Here is a 20,213-nt window from a genome sequence, read left to right as displayed (position 1 = left end):
CCTGTCTGGGTATGCCTCATATGTCCGATTTTCGAAACTTACCGACCGTTCATGTGACCTAATTGAGATCGGCAGTGGTCACTTTCGTGTCCGTGCGTGACACATAGTGGGTGCAGTCAGGCTCGGGTCAAGGGTTAACGCGCAGGGGTGCGCGCCGAAACCACGAGCGCGGACGGCACAACGGAAGCGGCGTCAGCCGCCCGCGGTGCTCTCCTCGTTGGAAAGTCGATTTCAGGAGGCATCCCCCATGCGCGGTGCAACCCAGACCAAGTGGATCGTCGCGGCGACCGCTATCGCCCTCGCGGCTACCGCTTGCAGCACCAGCTCGAAGAGCGAAGACAAGGCTTCTTCTGGCGGTGGCAGCATCGCCGTCCAGCTCGGTGAGCCGCAGCACGGTCTGGTTCCGCAGAACACCGCGGAGTCGGAGGGCACCGAGGTCGAGAACGCCCTCTTTGCCGGCCTGGTCGACTACGACTTCAAGACCAACGCCCCGACCCTGCGCGTGGCCGAGTCGATCGAGACCGCCGACAGCAAGGTCTGGACGATCAAGCTGAAGGACGGCTACACCTTCCACAACGGCGAGAAGGTCACCGCCAAGTCCTTCGTCAAGGCGTGGAACTGGGGCGCCAACCAGGACAACGCCGCCGAGGGCCTCCCCTTCTTCGCGAAGATCGAGGGCTCCGAGGAGCTGGCCCCGGGCAAGGACAAGAAGCCCACCGCCACCGAGCTCAAGGGCCTGAAGGTCGTCGACGACAAGACCTTCACCGTCACCCTGTCGGCGCCGTTCTCGCAGTTCAAGACCATGCTCGGGTACAACCCGTTCTACCCGCTGCCGGAGGCGTTCTACGCCGACCCGAAGGCCTTCGGCGACAAGCCGATCGGCAACGGCCCGTTCGAGATGGACGGCAGCTGGGAGCACAACAAGCAGATCAAGGTCAAGCGCTACGAGAACTTCCCGGCCTCGGACGGCAAGGCGAAGCTCCAGGGCGTCACCTTCAAGATCTACGACAACCTGGACACCGCGTACAACGACCTGCGCGCCGACAACATCCAGGCCACCGACAAGCTCCCGATCTCGGCCCTGGCGACCGTCAAGAGCGAGTTCGGCGACCGCTACATCTACAAGCCGGAGTCCGGCGTCGGCTACATCGGCTTCCCGATCGCCAGCAACCCGGCCGCCTACGGCAAGCCGGAGATCCGCAAGGCGATCTCGATGGCGATCGACCGCGAGGCGATCACCAAGACCATCTTCTCGGGCACCCGCGTCCCGGCCGACGACTTCGTCAACCCGCTGATCCCGGGCTACCGCAAGGGCGCCATGGGCGACGCGGCGAAGTACGACCCGGCCAAGGCCAAGGAGCTGTGGACCACCGCCGGCGGTGTCCCGAACAACACGATCGAGCTCGGCTACAACGCTGACGGCGGCCACAAGGAGTGGGTCGAGGCCGTCGGCAACCAGCTGAAGAAGAACCTCGGCGTCGAGGTCACCTTCAAGCCGTTCGAGAAGTTCGGCAAGATCCTGGACGCGCTGGGCGCGAAGCAGTACCAGGGTGCCTTCCGCATGGCCTGGTCGATGGACTACCCGTCGATCGAGGACTACCTGCGCCCGATCTTCTCCAAGGTCGCGATCGAGAACGGCTCGAACTACGGCGGTTACGTCAACGACAAGTTCGAGGCGCTGCTGGACCAGGCCGACCAGGCCAAGACGGACGACGAGGCCATGAAGCTGTACCAGCAGGCCGACGACATCCTGGTCCAGGACCTGCCGTACATCCCGGTGTACACCTACATGTCCTCCGCGGCGTACAGCAAGAAGATCAAGAACTTCGACACCGACGCTCAGGGCCGCATGAACCTGGCCGACGTCGAGCTCGCCGGCTGATCCGGTAGTCAGACGAACGGGGGCGGGAGGACCGGACCACAGTCCGAGTCCTCCCGCCTCCCTTCCTTGTCCGAAAGTGTGGAGGTCTGATGGGCCGCTATGTCATCCGCCGACTGATACAGGCGATCCCTGTCCTGCTCGGTGCGACGCTGCTGATCTATGCGTTGGTCCACTATCTGCCCGGTGACCCGGTGCAGGCGCTGGCCGGCGAGAAGCGAGCCGACCCGATCGTGGCGGAGATGATCCGCCAGAAGTACCACCTGAACGACCCCTTCCTGGTCCAGTACTGGAACTACATCTCGGGGGTCTTCCAGGGGGATCTCGGTGAAAGCCTGACCGGTCGCGCTGTGACCGACATGATCAGTGAGGCGTTCCCGTACACCGTCAACCTCGCCCTGGTCGCCTTCATCATGGAAGCGGTCATGGGCGTGCTGGCGGGTGTCATGGCGGCCCTGCGCAAGGGCAAGTTCATCGACCAGCTGGTGCTCATCAGCACGCTGTTCGTGATCTCGATCCCGGTCTTCGTCACCGGCTTCATCCTCCAGCTGGTGCTGGGCGTGAAGCTGAAGAACGACTACGGCATCGACTTCTTCCCGGTCTCCTTCAACGAGGAGGACGGCCTGCGGGCCTACCTGCTGCCGGCCTTCGTCCTGGCGTCCACCTCGCTGGCGTACGTCGCCCGTCTGACCCGCACCAGCCTGATGGAGACCATGCGCGCGGACTACGTCCGCACCGCGGTCGCCAAGGGCCTGAAGCGCCGTCGGGTGATCGGCCGTCACGCGCTGCGCAACGCGCTGATCCCGATCGTCACCTTCCTCGGTGCCGACCTGGGCGGCCTGATGGGTGGCGCGGTCATCACCGAGAAGATCTTCAACATGCACGGCATCGGCGGCCTGCTCGCCCAGTCCGTGTACCAGAAGCAGGGCACGGTGATCGTCGGCATGGTCACCCTGCTGGTGATGATCTACCTCATCACCACCCTGCTCGTGGACCTGCTGTACGCCGTGCTCGACCCGAGGATCCGCTATGAGTGACACGATCACGAAGGGCCCCGAGGCCCAGCCCGAGGACAACAGCCCGAAGGCCGACCCGGCGAAGAACCAGAAGCCGGAGCGCGTCGCCAGTCTCTGGTCGGACGCGCTGGGCGACCTGCGCCGCAACCCGGTCTTCATCATCGGCGCCGTGCTGGTGTTCTTCCTCCTGGTCATCTCCGCGGTGCCCGGGTGGTTCACCGACGGCAGCCCGTTCGACGGCGGCGCCTGCGACCTCGCCAACTCCCTGAAGCGCCCGAGCGCCGAGCACTGGTTCGGCTACGACGTGCAGGGCTGCGACGTCTACACCCGCACGGTGTGGGGCGCGCGCAACTCGATCATCGTCGGTGTCCTGACCACGCTGCTGGTCACCGTCGCCGGTTCCCTCCTCGGCCTGCTGGCCGGCTGGAAGGGCGGCATCGTCGACAGCATCCTGTCGCGCTTCACCGAGATCTTCTTCTCCATCCCGCTGCTCCTCGGCGGCATGCTGATCATGTCGATGCTCGGCAAGGGCAACGCCTACACCGTCTCGCTGGTGATGGCGATCCTCGGCTGGCCGCAGATCTTCCGCATCATGCGGGCCTCGGTGCTGTCCAACAAGCACAACGACTACGTGATGGCGGCCCGTGCGCTGGGCGCCAGCAGCAGCCGGATCACCTTCCGGCACATCGTGCCGAACGCCATCGCTCCGGTCATCGTGATCTCCGCGATCAGCCTGGGCGTCTACATCGGCGCCGAGGCGGCGCTGTCCTACCTCGGCATCGGCGTGCAGTCCCCGGAGATCTCCTGGGGCCTGATGATCAGCGACGCGTCGGTCCGCTTCCTGGCGGCCCCGCACGTCCTGCTCTTCCCGTCGGCCGCGCTGAGCGTCACCGTGCTGGCCTTCATCATGCTCGGCGACGCGGTCCGCGACGCCCTCGACCCGAAGCTCCGCTGAGAGAAGAGGTGACGACCCGATGACCACCGTGATCGAGAAGAACCAGAAGAGCGGCCGCCTTGAGGTTGGCACCCCGCTGCTGGAGGTCAAGGACCTCCACGTGGAGTTCCACACCCGGGACGGCGTCGCCAAGGCCGTGAACGGCGTCAACTACTCCGTGTCCGCCGGTGAGACCCTGGCGGTGCTCGGCGAGTCCGGCTCCGGCAAGTCGGTGACCGCCCAGACCATCATGGGCATCCTCGACATGCCCCCCGGCAAGATCAGCCAGGGCCAGATCCTCTTCCGCGGGCAGGACATGCTCGCGATGAAGGAGGAGGAGCGCCGGCTGATCCGCGGCCAGAAGATCGCGATGATCTTCCAGGACGCGCTCTCCTCGCTGAACCCGGTGATGACCGTCGGTGCCCAGCTCGGCGAGATGTTCCGGGTGCACCGCGGCGCCTCCAAGAAGGAGGCGCGGGAGAAGGCCATCGAGCTGATGGAGCGGGTGCGCATCCCCGCCGCCAAGCAGCGCGTGGGCGACTACCCGCACCAGTTCTCCGGCGGCATGCGCCAGCGCATCATGATCGCCATGGCGCTCTCCATGGAGCCCGACCTGATCATCGCCGACGAGCCCACCACCGCCCTGGACGTCACCGTCCAGGCCCAGGTGATGGACCTGCTCGCCGAGCTCCAGGCCGAGTACAACATGGGCCTGATCCTGATCACCCACGACCTCGGCGTGGTCGCCGACGTCGCGGACAAGATCGCCGTCATGTACGCGGGCCGGATCGTCGAGACCGCCCCGGTGCGCGACCTGTACGCCAACCCGGCGCACCCCTACACCAAGGGCCTGCTCCGCTCCATCCCGCGCCTGGACCAGAAGGGCCAGGAGCTGTACGCGATCAAGGGCCTTCCCCCGAACCTGCTGAAGGTTCCGGCCGGCTGCGCGTTCAACCCCCGCTGTGACTTCGCCACCGACCTGTGCCGCACGGAGATCCCGAAGCTGCACCAGGTGTCCGACAAGGACGGCAAGGAGCTCACCGGCCGCCGCAGCGCGTGCCACCTCTGGAAGGAGACCCTCCATGGCTGAGCCCATCCTGGAGGTCAAGGACCTGGTCAAGCACTACCCGCTGACCCAGGGCATCCTCTTCAAGAAGCAGGTCGGCGCGGTCAAGGCGGTCGACGGCATCTCGTTCGACCTGATGAAGGGCGAGACGCTCGGCATCGTCGGCGAGTCCGGCTGTGGCAAGTCCACGCTGGCCAAGGTGCTGATGAACCTGGAGCGGGCCACCTCCGGCCAGGTCCTGTTCAAGGGCGAGGACATCTCCAAGCTGTCCGGCGCGGCCCTCAAGGCCGTCCGCCGGAACATCCAGATGGTGTTCCAGGACCCGTACACCTCGCTGAACCCGCGCATGACGGTCGGCGACATCATCGGGGAGCCGTTCGAGATCCACCCCGAGGTGGCTCCGAAGGGCGACCGCCGCAAGGCCGTCCAGGACCTGCTGGACGTCGTCGGCCTGAACCCGGAGTACATCAACCGGTACCCGCACCAGTTCTCCGGCGGCCAGCGCCAGCGCATCGGCATCGCCCGCGGCCTCGCGCTCAAGCCCGAGATCATCATCTGCGACGAGCCGGTCTCCGCCCTGGACGTCTCCGTCCAGGCGCAGGTCATCAACCTGCTCGACCAGCTGCAGAGCGAGTTCGAGCTGTCGTACATGTTCATCGCGCACGACCTCTCCATCGTCCGGCACATCTCCGACCGCGTCGGCGTGATGTACCTCGGCAAGATGGTCGAGATCGGCACCGACGAGGAGATCTACGACAACGCCACGCACCCGTACACCCAGGCGCTGCTCTCCGCGGTGCCGGTGCCGGACCCGACGGCGCGCGAGAGCCGTGACCGGATCATCCTGACCGGCGACATCCCCTCGCCGGCCAACCCGCCGTCCGGCTGCCGCTTCCGCACCCGCTGCTGGAAGGCGGAGGACCGCTGCTCCACCGAGGTCCCGCTGCTGGCGGTGCCGGAGGTGCTGAGCGGCCCGGCCAAGCACCAGTCGGCGTGCCACTTCGCCGAGGTGCGGGAGACGGCCGCCGCCGTCTGATCCCGAGCGTTCCCCGGAAGGGCCCGCGGCCGTCGTGCCGCGGGCCCTTCCGGCGTTCCGTCAACTCCTGGTGGGGTCCGTTGCACCCGTCCGGGGGTACCCGACTCGCGCCGCCGCCGGGGCGAGCTTCTCATGGGGTGTGATGCGACACACACCTTGAGGAGGGACCTCCATGCCCGCAGCCACTCGTGCTCGATGGGTCCTCGCCGGCGCGACATCCGTGGCCCTGGTGGCCAGTGGGTGCAGCAGCAGCGGAGGCGGCGGCAGTTCGTCGGACAGCAGCAAGACCTTCAGCTACCAGAGCAGTGAGCCGCAGAACCCGTTGCAGCCGGCGAACGCCAACGAGACCGGTGGCGGTCGCATCATCCAGAACCTCTTCAAGGGGCTGGTGGACTACGACCCCAGCAACGCCACGATCCGGATGCAGGTCGCGGACAGCATCAACACCAGCGACTCGCAGACGTTCAACGTCACGCTGAAGAGCGGCTGGACCTTCCACGACGGCACGCCGGTCAAGTCGAACAACTTCGTGGACGCCTGGAACTGGGCCGCGACCACCACCAACAACCAGATCAACAGCTCCTGGTTCTCCGACATCGAGGGCTACCAGGACGTCCACCCCGCCAGTGGCCAGCCGACCACGACCAAGATGTCCGGCCTGACCGTCGTCGACGACACGCACTTCACCATCAAGCTGAAGAACAAGGTCTCGTACTTCGAGTACAAGCTCGGGTACATCGCCTTCTCCCCGCTGCCGGACGCCTTCTTCAGCGACCCGACCGGGTACGGGCAGAAGCCGGTGGGCAACGGCCCCTACCAGTTCGTCAGCTGGGACCACAACCAGCAGGTGGTGACCAAGACCTACCCGAACTACCAGGGCGTCGACAAGCCGAAGAACGGCGGCGTCGTCTTCAAGATGTACAGCACCGCCGAGGCCGCCTACGCGGACCTGCAGTCCAACAACCTGGACGTGATGGACCAGGTCCCGCCGTCCGCGCTGGCGACGTACAAGAACGACCTCGGCGACCGGGCGATCGACTCCCCGCAGGGTGCCATCCAGAACGTCGGCTTCACGCTGTACCAGGCGGACTGGGCCGCACCGGAGAAGGCCCAGGTCCGTCAGGGCATCTCGATGGCGATCGACCGCGACACCATCACCAAGACGGTGCTCCAGGGGTCGCGCGCGCCCGCCAGCGCCTGGGTCGCCGAAGGAGTCGAGGGGTACAAGGCGGGCCAGTGCGGCGAGTTCTGCACGTTCAACCCGGACAAGGCCAAGCAGCTGATCGCGCAGGGCGGCGGCGTCCCGGGCAACAAGCTGGCCATCACCTACAACGCGGACGGCGGCCACAAGGAGTGGGTCGACGCGGTCTGCAACTCGATCCGGCAGAGCACCGGCGTGGACTGCGTCGGTGACCCGAAGCCCGACTTCAAGACCGCCCGTGCGGCGATCACCGGCCACCAGATCGACGGCATGTTCCGGACCGGCTGGGTGCAGGACTACCCGCTGAACGCCAACTTCCTCGCCGACGTCTACCGCACCGGCGCCGCGTCCAACGACTTCGGCTACAGCAGCGCGCAGTTCGACAAGCTGTCCACCCAGGCGGACCAGGCGGACAGCGTCCAGGGCTCGGTGACCGGCTACCAGCAGGCCGAGGCCGTGCTGGCCACCGACATGCCGGCGATCCCGCTCTGGTACTACCGCACCAACTCGGGCTACTCCAGCAACGTCCAGAACGTGGCGTTCGACTCCTTCGGGAACCCGGCCTGGACCCAGGTCGAGGTCAAGGGCTGACAGTCACCCGTGCCGGCCCCGCCCTCCCCGCACGGGGGGCGGGGCCCGGGCACTAGGTCCGACGGCCCGCCGCCCCCGGTCGCGGGCCGACCAGTCACCCAGTCACCCAGTCACCTAGTCACCTAGGAAGGAGGCTCGGATGGGAAGTTACGTGCTGCGGCGGGTGCTGCAGATGATCCCGGTGTTCTTCGGCTCCACATTCCTGATCTTCCTGATGGTCTACACGCTGCCGGGCGACCCGGTCGCGGCGCTGTTCGGGGACAAGGCGGCCGACCCGGCGGTGGTGGCCAACCTGAAGCACCGGTACTACCTCGACCAGCCGCTGTGGAAGCAGTACCTGCACTACATGGGCAACCTGTTCCAGGGCGACTTCGGGACGAGCTTCACCGGACGGTCGGTCACCGACATCATGGCGGACGCCTTCCCGGTCACCATCCGGCTGGCCCTGATGGCCTTCGCCTTCGAGCTGATCGTGGGGCTGGCGCTGGGCCTGGTCTCCGGCCTCAGGCGGGGCAGCATCCAGGACACCCTGGTGCTGGTCCTGACCCTGGTGGTGATCTCGATCCCGGTGTTCGTGCTCGCGTACATCGCCCAGACGATCTTCGCGACCAACCTGGGCTGGGTCACTCCGACCGTCCAGAACTCCAAGGACCTCTCCCAGCTGATCCTGCCCGCGATCGTGCTGGGCTCGCTCTCCCTCGCGTTCGTCGCCCGGCTCACCCGGACGTCGATCGGGGAGAACCTGCGGGCGGACTACATGCGCACCGCGGTCGCCAAGGGCCTGCCCCGGCGGACCATCATCTCCCGGCACCTGCTGCGCAACTCGCTGATCCCGGTGGTCACCTTCCTGGGCACCGACCTCGGCGCGCTCATGGGCGGCGCGATCGTGACCGAGGGGATCTTCAACGTGCAGGGCATCGGCAACGTCCTGTACCGGGCGATCAACCAGAAGGAGGGGCCCACCGTGGTCGGCATCGTGACCGTCCTGGTGATCGTCTACCTCGTCGCCTCCCTGATCGTCGACCTGCTCTACGCGGTCCTGGACCCGAGGATCCGCTATGCCTGACGTGCACGACGAGAGCTCGTACGAGCGGCACCCCAAGCCCGGCGTCGACCACCTGGACTTCGCCGGCGAGCAGGGCATGGCGGTCGAGCTGGAGACCCTGGTGGAGGGGGACCCGGTCAAACGGGAGGAGGCCCGCAGCCTCTGGGGTGACGCCTGGCGGGACCTCCGGCGGCGCCCGATCTTCCTGATCTCGGCACTGCTGATCGTGCTCCTGATCCTGATGTCGATCTTCCCCTGGGCCTTCACGGACGCCAACCCCCGGAAGTCCGACCTGATCCACGACTTCCTCAAGCGTCCGGACTGGACCGACTTCTTCGGCGCCGGCTGGTTCGGCTACGACGGCCAGGGCCGGTCCATCTACGCCCGGGTGATCTACGGGGCCCGGGCGTCGATCACCGTCGGCATCTTCGTGACCCTGGGGGTCACCCTGCTCGGCGGGCTGACCGGCATGATCGCCGGGTACTTCGGCGGCGCGGTGGATGCCGTGATCTCCCGCATCATCGACATCTTCTTCGGCATTCCGCTGCTGCTCGGCGCGCTGGTCCTGCTGGGGGCCTTCTCCGCCCGCACGGTGTGGAGCGTGGTCATCGCCCTGGCGGTCCTCGGCTGGACGCAGATCGCGCGCGTCATGCGCGGTGCCGTCCTGACCGTCAAACAGGCCGACTACGTGGTGGCCGGGCGGGCGCTCGGCGCGGGCACCGGGCGACTGATGTTCCGGCACATCCTGCCGAACGCGCTCGCCCCGGTGATCGTCGTCGCCACCATCGCCCTGGGCGGCTACATCGCGACCGAGGCCACCCTGAGCTTCCTCGGCATCGGGCTGCAGGACCCGACCATCTCCTGGGGCATCGACATCGCCTCCGCGCAGAAGGTGATCCGGACCGCCCCGTACGTGCTCTTCTTCCCGGCCGCGGCGCTCTCCATCACCGTGCTGGCCTTCATCATGCTGGGCGACGCGGTCCGCGACGCCCTCGACCCGAAGCTTCGCTGAGCGAGGGGACTCATCGTGACCACAGCTGTCGACACCGGCAAGCCGAACCGGGAGGCGCCCTACGAGGGGCCGCTGCTGGACGTCCGCGACCTGCACGTCGAGTTCGTCACCCGGGACGGGGTGGCCAGGGCGGTCAACGGGGTCAACTACAGCGTCCGGGCGGGGGAGACGCTCGCGGTGCTCGGCGAGTCCGGTTCGGGCAAGTCGGTGACCGCGCAGGCGATCATGGGCATCCTGGACATGCCGCCCGCCCGGATCCCCCGGGGCGAGATCCGGTTCCGCGGCCAGGACATGCTCAAGATGGGGAGGGAGGAGCGGCGGAAGGTCCGCGGGCAGAAGATCGCGATGATCTTCCAGGACGCGCTCTCCTCGCTCAACCCCGTGCTCACCGTGGGGTTCCAGCTCGGCGAGATGTTCCGCGCCCACCACAACGCCTCGCGGAAGGAGGCCAAGGAGAAGGCCGTCGAGCTGATGGACCGGGTCCGCATCCCCGCCGCCAAGCAGCGGGTCAACGACTACCCGCACCAGTTCTCGGGCGGCATGCGCCAGCGCATCATGATCGCGATGGCGCTGGCACTGGAGCCGGATCTGATCATCGCCGACGAGCCCACCACCGCCCTGGACGTCACCGTCCAGGCCCAGGTGATGGACCTGCTGGCCGAGCTCCAGGCCGAGTACCACATGGGCCTGATCCTGATCACCCACGACCTCGGCGTGGTCGCCGACGTCGCCGACAAGATCGCCGTCATGTACGCCGGCCGGATCGTCGAGACGGCGCCCGTGCACGAGCTGTACGCGCGGCCCGCCCACCCGTACACCCGCGGCCTGCTGGACTCCATCCCGCGCCTGGACCAGAAGGGCCAGGAGCTGTACGCGATCAAGGGCCTGCCACCCAACCTGCTGCGGATCCCGCCGGGTTGTGCCTTCAACCCGCGCTGCCCGCGGGCCCAGGAGATCTGCCGCGGCCAGGTGCCGGAGCTCTTCCCGGTCACCGAGGACGACGGCAGGGAGATGGCCGGGCGGGGCAGTGCCTGCTTCTTCTGGAAGGAGACCCTCCATGACCGCTAACGGGGCCAGCGCGCTGGGGCCGGTGGTGCCGGAGGAGGTCGCGTTCGCGCAGGAGGTGCCGCCGGGCGAGCCGATCCTCGAAGTCCGGGACCTGGTCAAGCACTTCCCGCTCACCAAGGGCATCCTCTTCAAGAAGCAGGTCGGCGCGGTGAAGGCGGTGGACGGCGTCTCCTTCGACCTCGTCCAGGGCGAGACGCTCGGCATCGTGGGGGAGTCGGGCTGCGGCAAGTCCACGCTGGCCAAGGTGCTGATGAACCTGGAGCCGGCCACCGGCGGGTCGGTGCGCTACAAGGGGGAGGAGATCTCCCACCTCTCCGGGGCGGCCCTCAAGGCCGTCCGCCGGAACATCCAGATGGTGTTCCAGGACCCGTACACCTCGCTGAACCCGCGCATGACGGTCGGCGACATCATCGGGGAGCCGTTCGAGATCCACCCCGAGGTGGCTCCGAAGGGCGACCGCCGCAAGGCCGTCCAGGACCTGCTGGACGTCGTCGGCCTGAACCCGGAGTACATCAACCGGTACCCGCACCAGTTCTCCGGCGGCCAGCGCCAGCGCATCGGCATCGCCCGGGGGCTGGCGCTGAAGCCGGAGATCATCATCTGCGACGAGCCGGTCTCCGCGCTGGACGTCTCCGTCCAGGCGCAGGTGATCAACCTGCTGGAGCAGCTCCAGGGCGAGTTCAACCTCTCGTACATGTTCATCGCGCACGACCTCTCGATCGTCCGGCACATCTCCGACCGCGTCGGCGTGATGTACCTGGGGAAGATGGTCGAGATCGGCACCGACCTGGAGATCTACGACCACGCGACCCACCCGTACACTCAGGCGCTGCTCTCCGCGGTGCCGGTGCCGGACCCGACGGCGCGCGAGAGCCGTGACCGGATCGTGCTGACCGGGGACGTGCCGTCGCCGGCCAACCCGCCGTCCGGCTGCCGCTTCCGCACCCGCTGCTGGAAGGCGCAGGAGCGCTGCGCGGTGGAGGTGCCGCTGCTGGCCGGGCCCGTGTGGCTGGACGGGCTCGCCCGGCACGACTCGGCGTGTCACTTCGCGGCGGAGCGCGAAAATGAGCAGAGCGCGGCGGAGCGCGAGAGCGGGCCGGGTACCGCCGAGCGCGAGAGCGGGCCGGGCGCCGCCGAGAGTGAGAACGGTGGGGGGTCCGCCCCGCCGCCGCCGGAAACCGGTTGACACGGTCGTCCGGATCCCGAACCAGGGCGCGTCCTCCCATCGGAGGGCGCGCCCTCGCGTTGTCCTGCGGAAACACGGAATTCCCCGACCGAATTTGATCATTACGCTCCGTAAAGCATCGAATACCGGAGAATATTGTTCGTTATCCGGAATCCGGAGTACCGGCCTCCGTGCGCGATATGCAGGAATTTGGCGAGCATTGTCACGACTTGGTCTGAGCATGTAATTGAAAAGAGATGTGACGTGGATTCCGCCGGAGGGGTCGGGTGATCGATAGTTGCTCTGCGCGTATCAGTGGTCACCTCGCCAACTGTGCGGATCGGCCCTGAGATGTCGATCCTCGCCATGCCCGGCACACCGAGTGGCGGGGCGCCGTTCGTTCGTAAGCCCCTAAATCGAGGAGCAGTTGAATGAGGCTCACCAAGACGATGCGTTGGACCGCGCTGGCGGCCTGCACCGCGCTTGCGATCTCCGCGTGCAGCACCGGCAGCGACAAGAAGTCCTCGGACCAGGCGAACGGCGGGGGCAAGAAGGGCGGCTCGATCAGCATCGAGTCGGGTGAGCCGCAGCACGGCCTGGTGCCGCAGAACACGGCGGAGTCCGAGGGTGCCCAGGTCCTCTCGGCGCTCTTCGCCGGCCTCGTCGACTACGACCACAAGGACAACTCGCCGAAGCTGCGGGCCGCCGAGTCCATCGAGACCAGCGACGCCACGACCTGGACGATCAAGCTCAAGGACGGCTACACCTTCCACAACGGCGAGAAGGTCATCGCGCAGAACTTCGTCGACGCCTGGAACTACGGGGCGAACCAGGACAACGCGCAGGAGGGGCTGCCGTTCTTCGACAAGATCCTCGGCTCCGACGAGCTGGCGCCGGGCAAGGACAAGAAGCCCGCCACCGACAAGCTCAAGGGCCTCAAGGTCGTCGACGACAAGACCTTCACGGTCACCCTCAAGGCGCCGTTCTCCCAGTTCAAGACCATGCTCGGCTACACCGCGTTCTACCCGCTGCCGAAGGCGTTCTTCACCGACCCGAAGGCCTTCGAGGACGCGCCGATCGGCAACGGCCCGTTCCAGATGGACGGCAAGTGGGAGCACAACAAGCAGATCAAGGTGAAGCGGTACGAGAACTTCCCGGCGGCCGACGGAAAGGCCAAGCTGGATTCCGTCACCTTCAAGATTTACGACAAGCTGGATACCGCGTACAACGACCTGCGCGCGGACAACATCCAGATCACCAACAAGCTCCCGATCTCGGCGATGTCGACGGTCGCCCAGGAGTTCGGTGAGCGCTACATCTACAAGCCGGAATCCGGGGTCGGCTACATCGGATTCCCGATCTCGACCAATCCGGCGTTCGGGAAGCCCGAGCTGCGCAAGGCGATCTCGATGGCGATCGACCGCGAGGCGATCACCAAGACCATCTTCTCGGGCACCCGCAAGCCCGCCGACGACTTCATCAGCCCGATCATTCCGGGCTACCGCCAGGGTGCGCTCGGCGACGCCGCCAAGTACAACCCGGCGAAGGCGAAGGAGCTCTTCACCCAGGCCGGCGGTCTGCCCGGGAACACCCTGGAGATCGGCTACAACGCGGACGGCGGCCACAAGGAGTGGATCGAGGCGGTCGGCAACCAGCTGAAGAACAACCTCGGCATCGAGGTCACCTTCAAGCCGTTCGAGAAGTTCGGCGCGATCCTCACCGCGTTGGGCGACCACAAGTACTCCGGCGCCTTCCGGATGGCCTGGCAGATGGACTACCCGTCGATCGAGAACTACCTGCGGCCGATCTTCTCCAAGATCGCGATCGACAACGGCTCCAACTACGGCGGCTACGTCAACGAGGACTTCGAGGCCCTGCTGGCCAAGGCCGACAGCGCGAAGAGCGACACCGAGGGCATCAAGCTCTACCAGCAGGCCGACGACATCCTGATCAAGGAACTGCCGTACATCCCGGTGTACACGTACATGACCTCCGGCGCCTACACCAAGGCCGTGAAGAACGTGATCATCGACGCCCAGAACCGCATCGACCTCGCCAACGTCGAACTGGCCTGACCGCGACCCAGCCGACCGGCACGACCTGACGGGTGGCGCGGGTGATCCCCGCGCCATCCGGCAGCGGCGTGCCCCGAGCCACGAGGAGGCCGCATGGGCCGCTATGTGGTCCGCCGGATCATCCAGGCCATACCGGTGATTCTCGGCGCGACGTTCCTGATCTACGCACTGGTCTTCCTGCTGCCTGGCGATCCCATCACGGCACTGGCCGGTGAGAAGCGGCAGGACCCCGCTGTCGTGGCGGTCCTGCGCGACCGCTACCACCTGGACGATCCGTTCTTCGTCCAGTACTGGGACTACCTGGTCGGCCTGTTCAAGGGCGACTTCGGTGAGGACTACCGCGGCAACCAGGTCGTGGACGTCATGAAGACCGCCTTCCCCTACACCATCAACCTGGCGGTCACCGCCCTAGTGATCGAGATGGCGGTGGGCGTCACCGCGGGTGTGATCGCCGCCCTGCGGCGCGGCAGGTTCATCGACAACGTGGTGCTGATCTCGACCCTGATGGTCATCTCGATCCCGGTCTTCGTGATCGGCTTCGTGCTCCAGCTGATCCTCGGGGTGAAGCTCAACACCGACTACGGCATCGACTTTTTCCCGGTCTCGTTCAACGAGGACGCGGGCTTCCGGTCCTACCTGCTGCCGGCCTACGTCCTCGCCTCCACCTCGCTGGCGTACGTCGCCCGGCTCACCCGGACCAGCCTGATCGAGGTGATGCGAGCGGACTACGTCCGGACGGCGGTCGCCAAGGGGCTCTCACCGCTGCGGGTGGTGGTCCGGCACGGGCTGCGCAACGCGCTGATCCCGATCGTCACCTTCCTCGGCATGGACCTCGGCGGGCTGATGGGCGGGGCGGTGATCACCGAGGGCATCTTCAACATCCCCGGGGTCGGGCACCAGCTCTTCCAGTCCGTCTACCTGCGCGAACGCACCATCGTGGTGGGCATCGTGAGTGCCCTGGTGCTGGTGTACCTGCTCGCCAACCTGGTGGTCGACCTGATGTACGCCGTCCTGGACCCGAGGATCCGCTATGAGTGAGCCGACGAAGAGCGAGAACACGAGGGCGGCGATCCCGGGGCAGCCCGGCTCCGGGTCCGCCACGGGCGGGCCGGCCGCCGAGGCCGCCACGGCCACCAAGGACGGCAAGGACGGCAAGGGCGGGAGCGGCGGCAAGGGCGGCGAGCGGGTCGCCAGCCTCTGGACCGACGCCTGGTACGACCTGCGGCGCAACCCGCTGTTCCTGATCGGCGGGTTCCTGGTGCTGTTCATGGTGGCGCTGGCCGTCGCCCCGCAGCTGTTCACCGACGCGGACCCGAGGGCGGGGGGCTTCTGCAACCTGGCCGACTCGCTGAAGCGGCCCAGCGCGGACCACTGGTTCGGCTTCGACGTCCAGGGCTGCGACATCTACACCCGCACGATCTGGGGCGCCCGCAACTCGATCATCGTCGGCATCCTGACCACGACCCTCGTGGTCGCGGTCGGCGGTGCGCTCGGGCTCTGGGCCGGCTGGACCGGCGGGCTCTGGGACAGCTCGCTCTCCCGGCTCACCGAGATCTTCTTCGCCATCCCGCTGCTGCTCGGCGGCATGCTGATCATGTCCACCTGGGGCAAGGGCAACGCCTGGACGGTCTCCGCCGTGATGGCCGTGCTCGGCTGGCCGCAGATCTACCGGCTGATGCGCTCGGCGGTGATCTCCAACAAGCACAACGACTACGTGGTCGCGGCCAAGGCGCTCGGCGCCGGCACCGGACGGATCGTCACCCGGCACATCCTGCCGAACGCGGTCGCCCCGGTCATCGTGGTCTCGACGATCAACCTGGGCGTCTACATCGGTGCCGAGGCCGCGCTCTCGTACCTCGGCATCGGCATCCAGTCCCCGGCGATCTCCTGGGGCCTGATGATCAGCGACGCGCAGTCCCGCTTCCTGACCGCCCCCCATGTGCTGCTCTTCCCGGCCGCCGTGCTGAGCATCACCGTGCTGGCGTTCATCATGCTCGGCGACGCGGTCCGCGACGCCCTCGACCCGAAGCTGCGCTGAGGAGGGCCACGGACGATGAGTGACACGACGAGGCTGTCGAAGGACGCGGTACCGCGCCAGAACACGGTGGAGGTGACCGGCGGCGGCAGGGAGAGCCTGGTGCCCGGCACCCCGCTGCTGGAGGTCGACGACCTGCACATCGAGTTCCACACCCGGGACGGCGTGGCCAGGGCCGTCAACGGCGTGAGCTACGCGGTGTCGGCCGGGGAGACGCTCGCGGTGCTCGGCGAGTCCGGTTCGGGCAAGTCGGTGACCGCGCAGGCGATCATGGGCATCCTGGACATGCCGCCCGGGAGGATCACCGCCGGCTCGATCCGGTTCCGCGGCGAGGACCTGCTCACCATGAGCCCCAAGGAGCGCCGGGCGGTGCGCGGCCGGAAGATCGCGATGATCTTCCAGGACGCGCTCTCCTCGCTCAATCCGGTGCTCAGCGTGGGCTACCAGCTCGGCGAGATGTTCCGGGTGCATCAGGGCGCCTCGCGCAAGGAGGCGAAGGAGAAGGCCGTCGAGCTGATGGAGCGGGTGCGCATCCCCGCCGCCAGGCAGCGCGTGGGCGACTACCCGCACCAGTTCTCCGGCGGCATGCGCCAGCGCATCATGATCGCGATGGCACTGGCGCTGGAGCCGGACCTGATCATCGCGGACGAGCCCACCACCGCCCTGGACGTCACCGTCCAGGCCCAGGTGATGGACCTGCTGGCCGAGCTCCAGGCCGAGTTCAACATGGGCCTGATCCTGATCACCCACGACCTCGGCGTGGTCGCCGACGTCGCGGACAAGATCGCCGTCATGTACGCGGGCCGGATCGTCGAGACCGCCCCGGTGCACGAGCTGTACGCGCGGCCCGCCCACCCGTACACCCGCGGCCTGCTCAACTCGATCCCGCGGCTGGACCAGAAGGGCCAGAACCTCTACGCCATCCAGGGTCTGCCGCCGAGCCTGCTGCGGATCCCCGACGGCTGCGCGTTCAACCCCCGCTGCGACCGGGCGGCGGACCGCTGCCGCACCGAACTCCCGCGGCTGGTACCGGTGCTGGACGCCGACGGGGCCGACCTGCCGGGCCGCCGCAGCGCCTGCCACTTCTGGAAGGAGACCCTCCATGGCTGAGCCCATCCTGGAGGTCAGGGACCTGGTCAAGTACTACCCGCTGACCCAGGGCATCGTCTTCAAGCGGCAGGTCGGCGCGGTGAAGGCGGTGGACGGCGTCTCCTTCGGCCTGGAGAAGGGCGAGACGCTCGGCGTCGTCGGCGAGTCCGGCTGCGGCAAGTCCACGCTGGCCAAGGTGCTGATGAACCTGGAGCGGGCCACCGCCGGCGAGGTCCGGTTCAAGGGCGAGGACATCACCCGGCTCTCCGGGGCGGGGCTGAAGGCGGTGCGGCGGAACATCCAGATGGTGTTCCAGGACCCGTACACCTCGCTGAACCCGCGGATGACGGTCGGCGACATCATCGGGGAGCCGTTCGAGATCCACCCCGAGGTGGCGCCGAAGGGCGACCGCCGCAAGGCCGTCCAGGACCTGCTGGACGTCGTGGGGCTCAATCCGGAGTACATCAACCGGTACCCGCACCAGTTCTCCGGCGGGCAGCGCCAGCGCATCGGCATCGCCCGGGGGCTGGCGCTGAAGCCGGAGGTGATCATCTGTGACGAGCCGGTCTCCGCGTTGGACGTCTCGGTGCAGGCGCAGGTGATCAACCTGCTGGAGCAGCTCCAGAGCGAGTTCGGGCTGTCGTACATGTTCATCGCGCACGACCTCTCCATCGTCCGGCACATCTCGGACCGGGTCGGCGTGATGTACCTCGGCAAGCTGGTCGAGATCGGGACGGAGGACCAGATCTACTCCCACCCGACCCACCCGTACACCCAGGCGCTGCTCTCCGCGGTGCCGGTCCCGGACCCGACCGGGCGCGAGCAGCGCGAGCGCATCCTGCTCAGCGGCGACCTGCCGTCGCCGGCCAACCCGCCGTCCGGCTGCCGGTTCCGCACCCGCTGCTGGAAGGCCGAGGAGCGCTGCTCCACCGAGGTCCCGCTGCTGGCGGTGCCCTCCGCGCTGACCGGGCCGGCCGCGCACGAGTCGGCGTGCCACTTCGCCGAGGTGCGGGACGTGATCGGCGCGGGCTGAGCCGTCCGCCCGGCCGGACCGGGCCGGGCACGGGGGTCCGCCGACTCCGGTGCCCGGCCCCCTACTTGGTGAAGCCGACGTTCTCCCAGACGATGTCGGAGAGTCCCTGTGCACCGATGTTGGCGAGGTCGGCGCGGGCGCCGTACAGCTGCGGGCGCTGGTAGAGCGGCAGGATGCCGGCCACCTTCCACAGCTCGCCGTCGGCCTGGTTGATGGCCTCGAAGGCGGTGGCGGCGTCGGTCGCCGCCGAGGCCCGGTCGAGGGCGGAGTCGACGGCGGGACTGCCGGCCTGGGACTGGTTGGTGCCGCCGTTCTGGGCGAAGTTGGCCCGGTTGCCGCTGGCCGGGAACGGCGTGCCGAGCAGCGAGTACGCGGCGATGTCGAAGTCGTGCCGGTTGACGTACTTGTCGAAGAAGTCGTTGGCCTTCGCGGGGACGACGGTGACCCTGATCCCGACGTCCCTGAGCATCCGGACGGTGGCGTTGGCCTCGTTCTGGGCCTGGGTGACGCCGGCGGGGATGACCATCCGCAGGCTGAGCTCCTTGCCGTCCTTCCTCCGGACGTCGCCGTCGAGCTTCCAGCCGGCCGCGTCGAGCTTGCGGACGGCGTCGGAGGGGTCGTAGCGGCTGAGGCCGAGGGAGTTGTCCCGGTAGGCGTTCTGGTTGGCCACCAGCAGGTGGCTGTTGAGGGTGACGGCCGGCCAGTCGAGCCCGGCGAGGTCGGTGCGGGTGATGACGTCCCGGTTGATCGCCTGGAACACGGCCTGGCGGACGGTCGGGTCGGTGAGCGCGGGGCTCTTGCTGTTCAGGGTGAACTGGCGGAAGTCGGGCCCGCCGGCGCGGCGCACGGCGGCGCCCTTGGTGCTCTTGATCAGCTGGTAACCGGTCACGTCCGGACCGTTGTTGAAGAAGTCGACCGTGCCGTCGCCGAAGGCCCGGGCCATGGTGTTGGGGAGCATGGCGTGGAAGACGATCCGGTCCAGCATCGGCTTGTCGCCCCACCAGGCCGGGTCGGCGGCCAGGGTGACGGTCTGCGCCGCCTTGTCCAGCTTCTCGACCTTGAAGGGTCCGGCGGTGACCGGGATCGCGTCCGCGTAGGCGGTGTTGAACAGCTCCGGGGTGGCGACCCTGCTCGCGGGCAGCAGCGGGGCGTTGGCGGCGCCGTTGAACATGGACTGCCACTCGGAAAACGGCCGCTCGAAGGTCATCACGGCCTGGAACTCGTCCTTGCCCTTCTCGACCGCCGTGACCAGCTCGAAGCCGGTGCTGCTGGAGGCCTTGTAGGCCGGGTCGGTCCCGTTCAGCGCCCGCCAGTTGGCCTCGATGTCGCGCCAGGTGATCGGGGTGCCGTCGGACCACCGGGCCTTCGGGTTGAGCGTCCAGGTGACGACCTGGCGGCCGTCCCGCACCTCGGCGTGGGCGTCCTGCAGGTAGGCCGGGTTGACGGTCTGGGTGCCGGCCGCGTCGGAGCGGAAGAAGGTCGGCAGCAGCGGCTTGGTGACGGTGATGGTCGAGGACTCGCTGCCGTCGGCGTGGACCGGCGACCACTGGCTGGAGAACTGGGCGATCGCGACGTTCAGGGTGCCGCCCTGGCGCAGGTCGGCGCGGTCGTGCGGGTTGACGTCCACGGCGGTGAGCTTGGGCGTCTCCAGCGTGCTCGGGAGGGCCGCGGAGCCCTGGTCGCCGCTGCAGGCGCAGAGCGTCAACGAGAGCGAGACGGCGGTGAGACAGGCGACCAGGGCCGTGCGGCGTGACAGGTGGCGGCGGCCCATGGTGGTTCTCCCGATGCAGATGTGACAGGCGGCGTGCGTGGTGCGGCGTCACATCTTGCTGACCGGGGAGCGGAGTTGTCGAGGGGCGGGGCCCGGTGGGGGCCCCCCCCCCGGGAAAAGGGGGAGGCGACGGTGGAAATGTTTGTGCGGTGCGTGTAGGCCGGGTTGTGCGGTGGGATAAAAACAAAAAAAGGGTG

General features: G+C 67.7%; 16 protein-coding genes. 15 read left to right on the top strand and 1 reads right to left on the bottom strand.

The features are described from left to right. The first annotated feature begins 247 nt into the window (after window positions 1-247). The 15 genes from ACFC1F_RS03985 (at window position 248) to ACFC1F_RS03915 (ending at window position 18,245) form a co-directional block, all read left to right on the top strand. Window positions 248-1,882, top strand: a complete 1,635-nt coding sequence (locus tag ACFC1F_RS03985) for an ABC transporter substrate-binding protein (protein ID WP_376155473.1) — start codon at window positions 248-250, stop codon at window positions 1,880-1,882. Between the two features lie 89 nt (window positions 1,883-1,971). Then, window positions 1,972-2,916, top strand: a complete 945-nt coding sequence (locus ACFC1F_RS03980; protein WP_209411120.1) for an ABC transporter permease — start codon at window positions 1,972-1,974, stop codon at window positions 2,914-2,916. After that, a complete protein-coding gene (locus ACFC1F_RS03975) occupies window positions 2,909-3,850 on the top strand; it encodes an ABC transporter permease (RefSeq protein WP_209411121.1) in 942 nt (313 codons plus the stop codon). Before ACFC1F_RS03980 ends, ACFC1F_RS03975 begins: the two co-directional genes overlap by 8 nt. Before the next feature lie 19 nt (window positions 3,851-3,869). Then, window positions 3,870-4,919: an ABC transporter ATP-binding protein gene (locus tag ACFC1F_RS03970; protein WP_209411122.1), complete on the top strand. Its 1,050-nt coding sequence runs from the start codon at window positions 3,870-3,872 to the stop codon at window positions 4,917-4,919. Then, the gene (locus tag ACFC1F_RS03965) at window positions 4,912-5,931 is read left to right on the top strand and encodes an ABC transporter ATP-binding protein (RefSeq protein WP_148643076.1); all 1,020 of its coding nucleotides are present in this window, start codon (window positions 4,912-4,914) and stop codon (window positions 5,929-5,931) included. Before ACFC1F_RS03970 ends, ACFC1F_RS03965 begins: the two co-directional genes overlap by 8 nt. A gap of 172 nt (window positions 5,932-6,103) precedes the next feature. After that, entirely contained in the window at window positions 6,104-7,723 is a 1,620-nt protein-coding gene (locus tag ACFC1F_RS03960) for an ABC transporter substrate-binding protein (RefSeq protein ID WP_376155471.1), read from the top strand. A gap of 139 nt (window positions 7,724-7,862) precedes the next feature. Further along, window positions 7,863-8,789: an ABC transporter permease gene (locus ACFC1F_RS03955; protein WP_209411125.1), complete on the top strand. Its 927-nt coding sequence runs from the start codon at window positions 7,863-7,865 to the stop codon at window positions 8,787-8,789. Window positions 8,790-8,865: 76 nt separating this feature from the next. Further along, window positions 8,866-9,780 carry an ABC transporter permease gene (locus tag ACFC1F_RS03950; RefSeq protein ID WP_376155575.1) on the top strand — a complete coding sequence of 305 codons (915 nt, stop codon included), beginning with the start codon at window positions 8,866-8,868 and terminating at the stop codon, window positions 9,778-9,780. A 15-nt stretch (window positions 9,781-9,795) separates the two neighbouring features. Continuing rightward, window positions 9,796-10,848: an ABC transporter ATP-binding protein gene (locus ACFC1F_RS03945; protein WP_209411127.1), complete on the top strand. Its 1,053-nt coding sequence runs from the start codon at window positions 9,796-9,798 to the stop codon at window positions 10,846-10,848. Next, window positions 10,838-12,034, top strand: coding sequence for an ABC transporter ATP-binding protein (locus ACFC1F_RS03940; RefSeq protein WP_376155469.1), 1,197 nt, complete (start codon window positions 10,838-10,840; stop codon window positions 12,032-12,034). Before ACFC1F_RS03945 ends, ACFC1F_RS03940 begins: the two co-directional genes overlap by 11 nt. Before the next feature lie 410 nt (window positions 12,035-12,444). Beyond that, window positions 12,445-14,088, top strand: a complete 1,644-nt coding sequence (locus ACFC1F_RS03935; protein ID WP_209411128.1) for an ABC transporter substrate-binding protein — start codon at window positions 12,445-12,447, stop codon at window positions 14,086-14,088. Between the two features lie 93 nt (window positions 14,089-14,181). Then, window positions 14,182-15,126, top strand: coding sequence for an ABC transporter permease (locus ACFC1F_RS03930; RefSeq protein ID WP_209411129.1), 945 nt, complete (start codon window positions 14,182-14,184; stop codon window positions 15,124-15,126). Further along, window positions 15,119-16,126 (top strand): ABC transporter permease, encoded by a 1,008-nt coding sequence (locus ACFC1F_RS03925; protein WP_376155466.1) that lies wholly within the window; start codon window positions 15,119-15,121, stop codon window positions 16,124-16,126. The genes ACFC1F_RS03930 and ACFC1F_RS03925 overlap by 8 nt, the downstream gene beginning before the upstream one ends. A 15-nt stretch (window positions 16,127-16,141) precedes the next feature. Next, entirely contained in the window at window positions 16,142-17,233 is a 1,092-nt protein-coding gene (locus tag ACFC1F_RS03920; RefSeq protein ID WP_209411131.1) for an ABC transporter ATP-binding protein, read from the top strand. Next, entirely contained in the window at window positions 17,226-18,245 is a 1,020-nt protein-coding gene (locus tag ACFC1F_RS03915) for an ABC transporter ATP-binding protein (protein ID WP_376155464.1), read from the top strand. Before ACFC1F_RS03920 ends, ACFC1F_RS03915 begins: the two co-directional genes overlap by 8 nt. Window positions 18,246-18,306: 61 nt before the next feature. On the opposite strand, the gene ACFC1F_RS03910 is transcribed toward ACFC1F_RS03915, so the two are convergent. After that, window positions 18,307-20,016 carry an ABC transporter family substrate-binding protein gene (locus ACFC1F_RS03910; RefSeq protein ID WP_376155462.1) on the bottom strand — a complete coding sequence of 570 codons (1,710 nt, stop codon included), beginning with the start codon at window positions 20,014-20,016 and terminating at the stop codon, window positions 18,307-18,309. Window positions 20,017-20,213: the final 197 nt, after the last annotated feature.

This window comes from Kitasatospora sp. NPDC056181 (assembly GCF_042266225.1).
In the GTDB taxonomy this organism is placed as follows: Bacteria; Actinomycetota; Actinomycetes; order Streptomycetales; family Streptomycetaceae; genus Kitasatospora.
Note: the sequence above shows the minus strand (reverse complement) of the source record. Positions and strands in the feature narration are given on the sequence as shown.

Bases quoted from the DNA above. Each gene is read 5' to 3' on its own strand.
- ACFC1F_RS03985 (WP_376155473.1), top strand. From the start codon at position 248: ATGCGCGGTGCAACCCAGACCAAGTGGATCGTCGCGGCGACCGCTATC.
- ACFC1F_RS03980 (WP_209411120.1), top strand. From the start codon at position 1,972: ATGGGCCGCTATGTCATCCGCCGACTGATACAGGCGATCCCTGTCCTG.
- ACFC1F_RS03975 (WP_209411121.1), top strand. From the start codon at position 2,909: ATGAGTGACACGATCACGAAGGGCCCCGAGGCCCAGCCCGAGGACAAC.
- ACFC1F_RS03970 (WP_209411122.1), top strand. From the start codon at position 3,870: ATGACCACCGTGATCGAGAAGAACCAGAAGAGCGGCCGCCTTGAGGTT.
- ACFC1F_RS03965 (WP_148643076.1), top strand. From the start codon at position 4,912: ATGGCTGAGCCCATCCTGGAGGTCAAGGACCTGGTCAAGCACTACCCG.
- ACFC1F_RS03960 (WP_376155471.1), top strand. From the start codon at position 6,104: ATGCCCGCAGCCACTCGTGCTCGATGGGTCCTCGCCGGCGCGACATCC.
- ACFC1F_RS03955 (WP_209411125.1), top strand. From the start codon at position 7,863: ATGGGAAGTTACGTGCTGCGGCGGGTGCTGCAGATGATCCCGGTGTTC.
- ACFC1F_RS03950 (WP_376155575.1), top strand. From the start codon at position 8,866: ATGGCGGTCGAGCTGGAGACCCTGGTGGAGGGGGACCCGGTCAAACGG.
- ACFC1F_RS03940 (WP_376155469.1), top strand. From the start codon at position 10,838: ATGACCGCTAACGGGGCCAGCGCGCTGGGGCCGGTGGTGCCGGAGGAG.
- ACFC1F_RS03935 (WP_209411128.1), top strand. From the start codon at position 12,445: ATGAGGCTCACCAAGACGATGCGTTGGACCGCGCTGGCGGCCTGCACC.
- ACFC1F_RS03930 (WP_209411129.1), top strand. From the start codon at position 14,182: ATGGGCCGCTATGTGGTCCGCCGGATCATCCAGGCCATACCGGTGATT.
- ACFC1F_RS03925 (WP_376155466.1), top strand. From the start codon at position 15,119: ATGAGTGAGCCGACGAAGAGCGAGAACACGAGGGCGGCGATCCCGGGG.
- ACFC1F_RS03920 (WP_209411131.1), top strand. From the start codon at position 16,142: ATGAGTGACACGACGAGGCTGTCGAAGGACGCGGTACCGCGCCAGAAC.
- ACFC1F_RS03915 (WP_376155464.1), top strand. From the start codon at position 17,226: ATGGCTGAGCCCATCCTGGAGGTCAGGGACCTGGTCAAGTACTACCCG.
- ACFC1F_RS03910 (WP_376155462.1), bottom strand. From the start codon at position 20,016: ATGGGCCGCCGCCACCTGTCACGCCGCACGGCCCTGGTCGCCTGTCTC.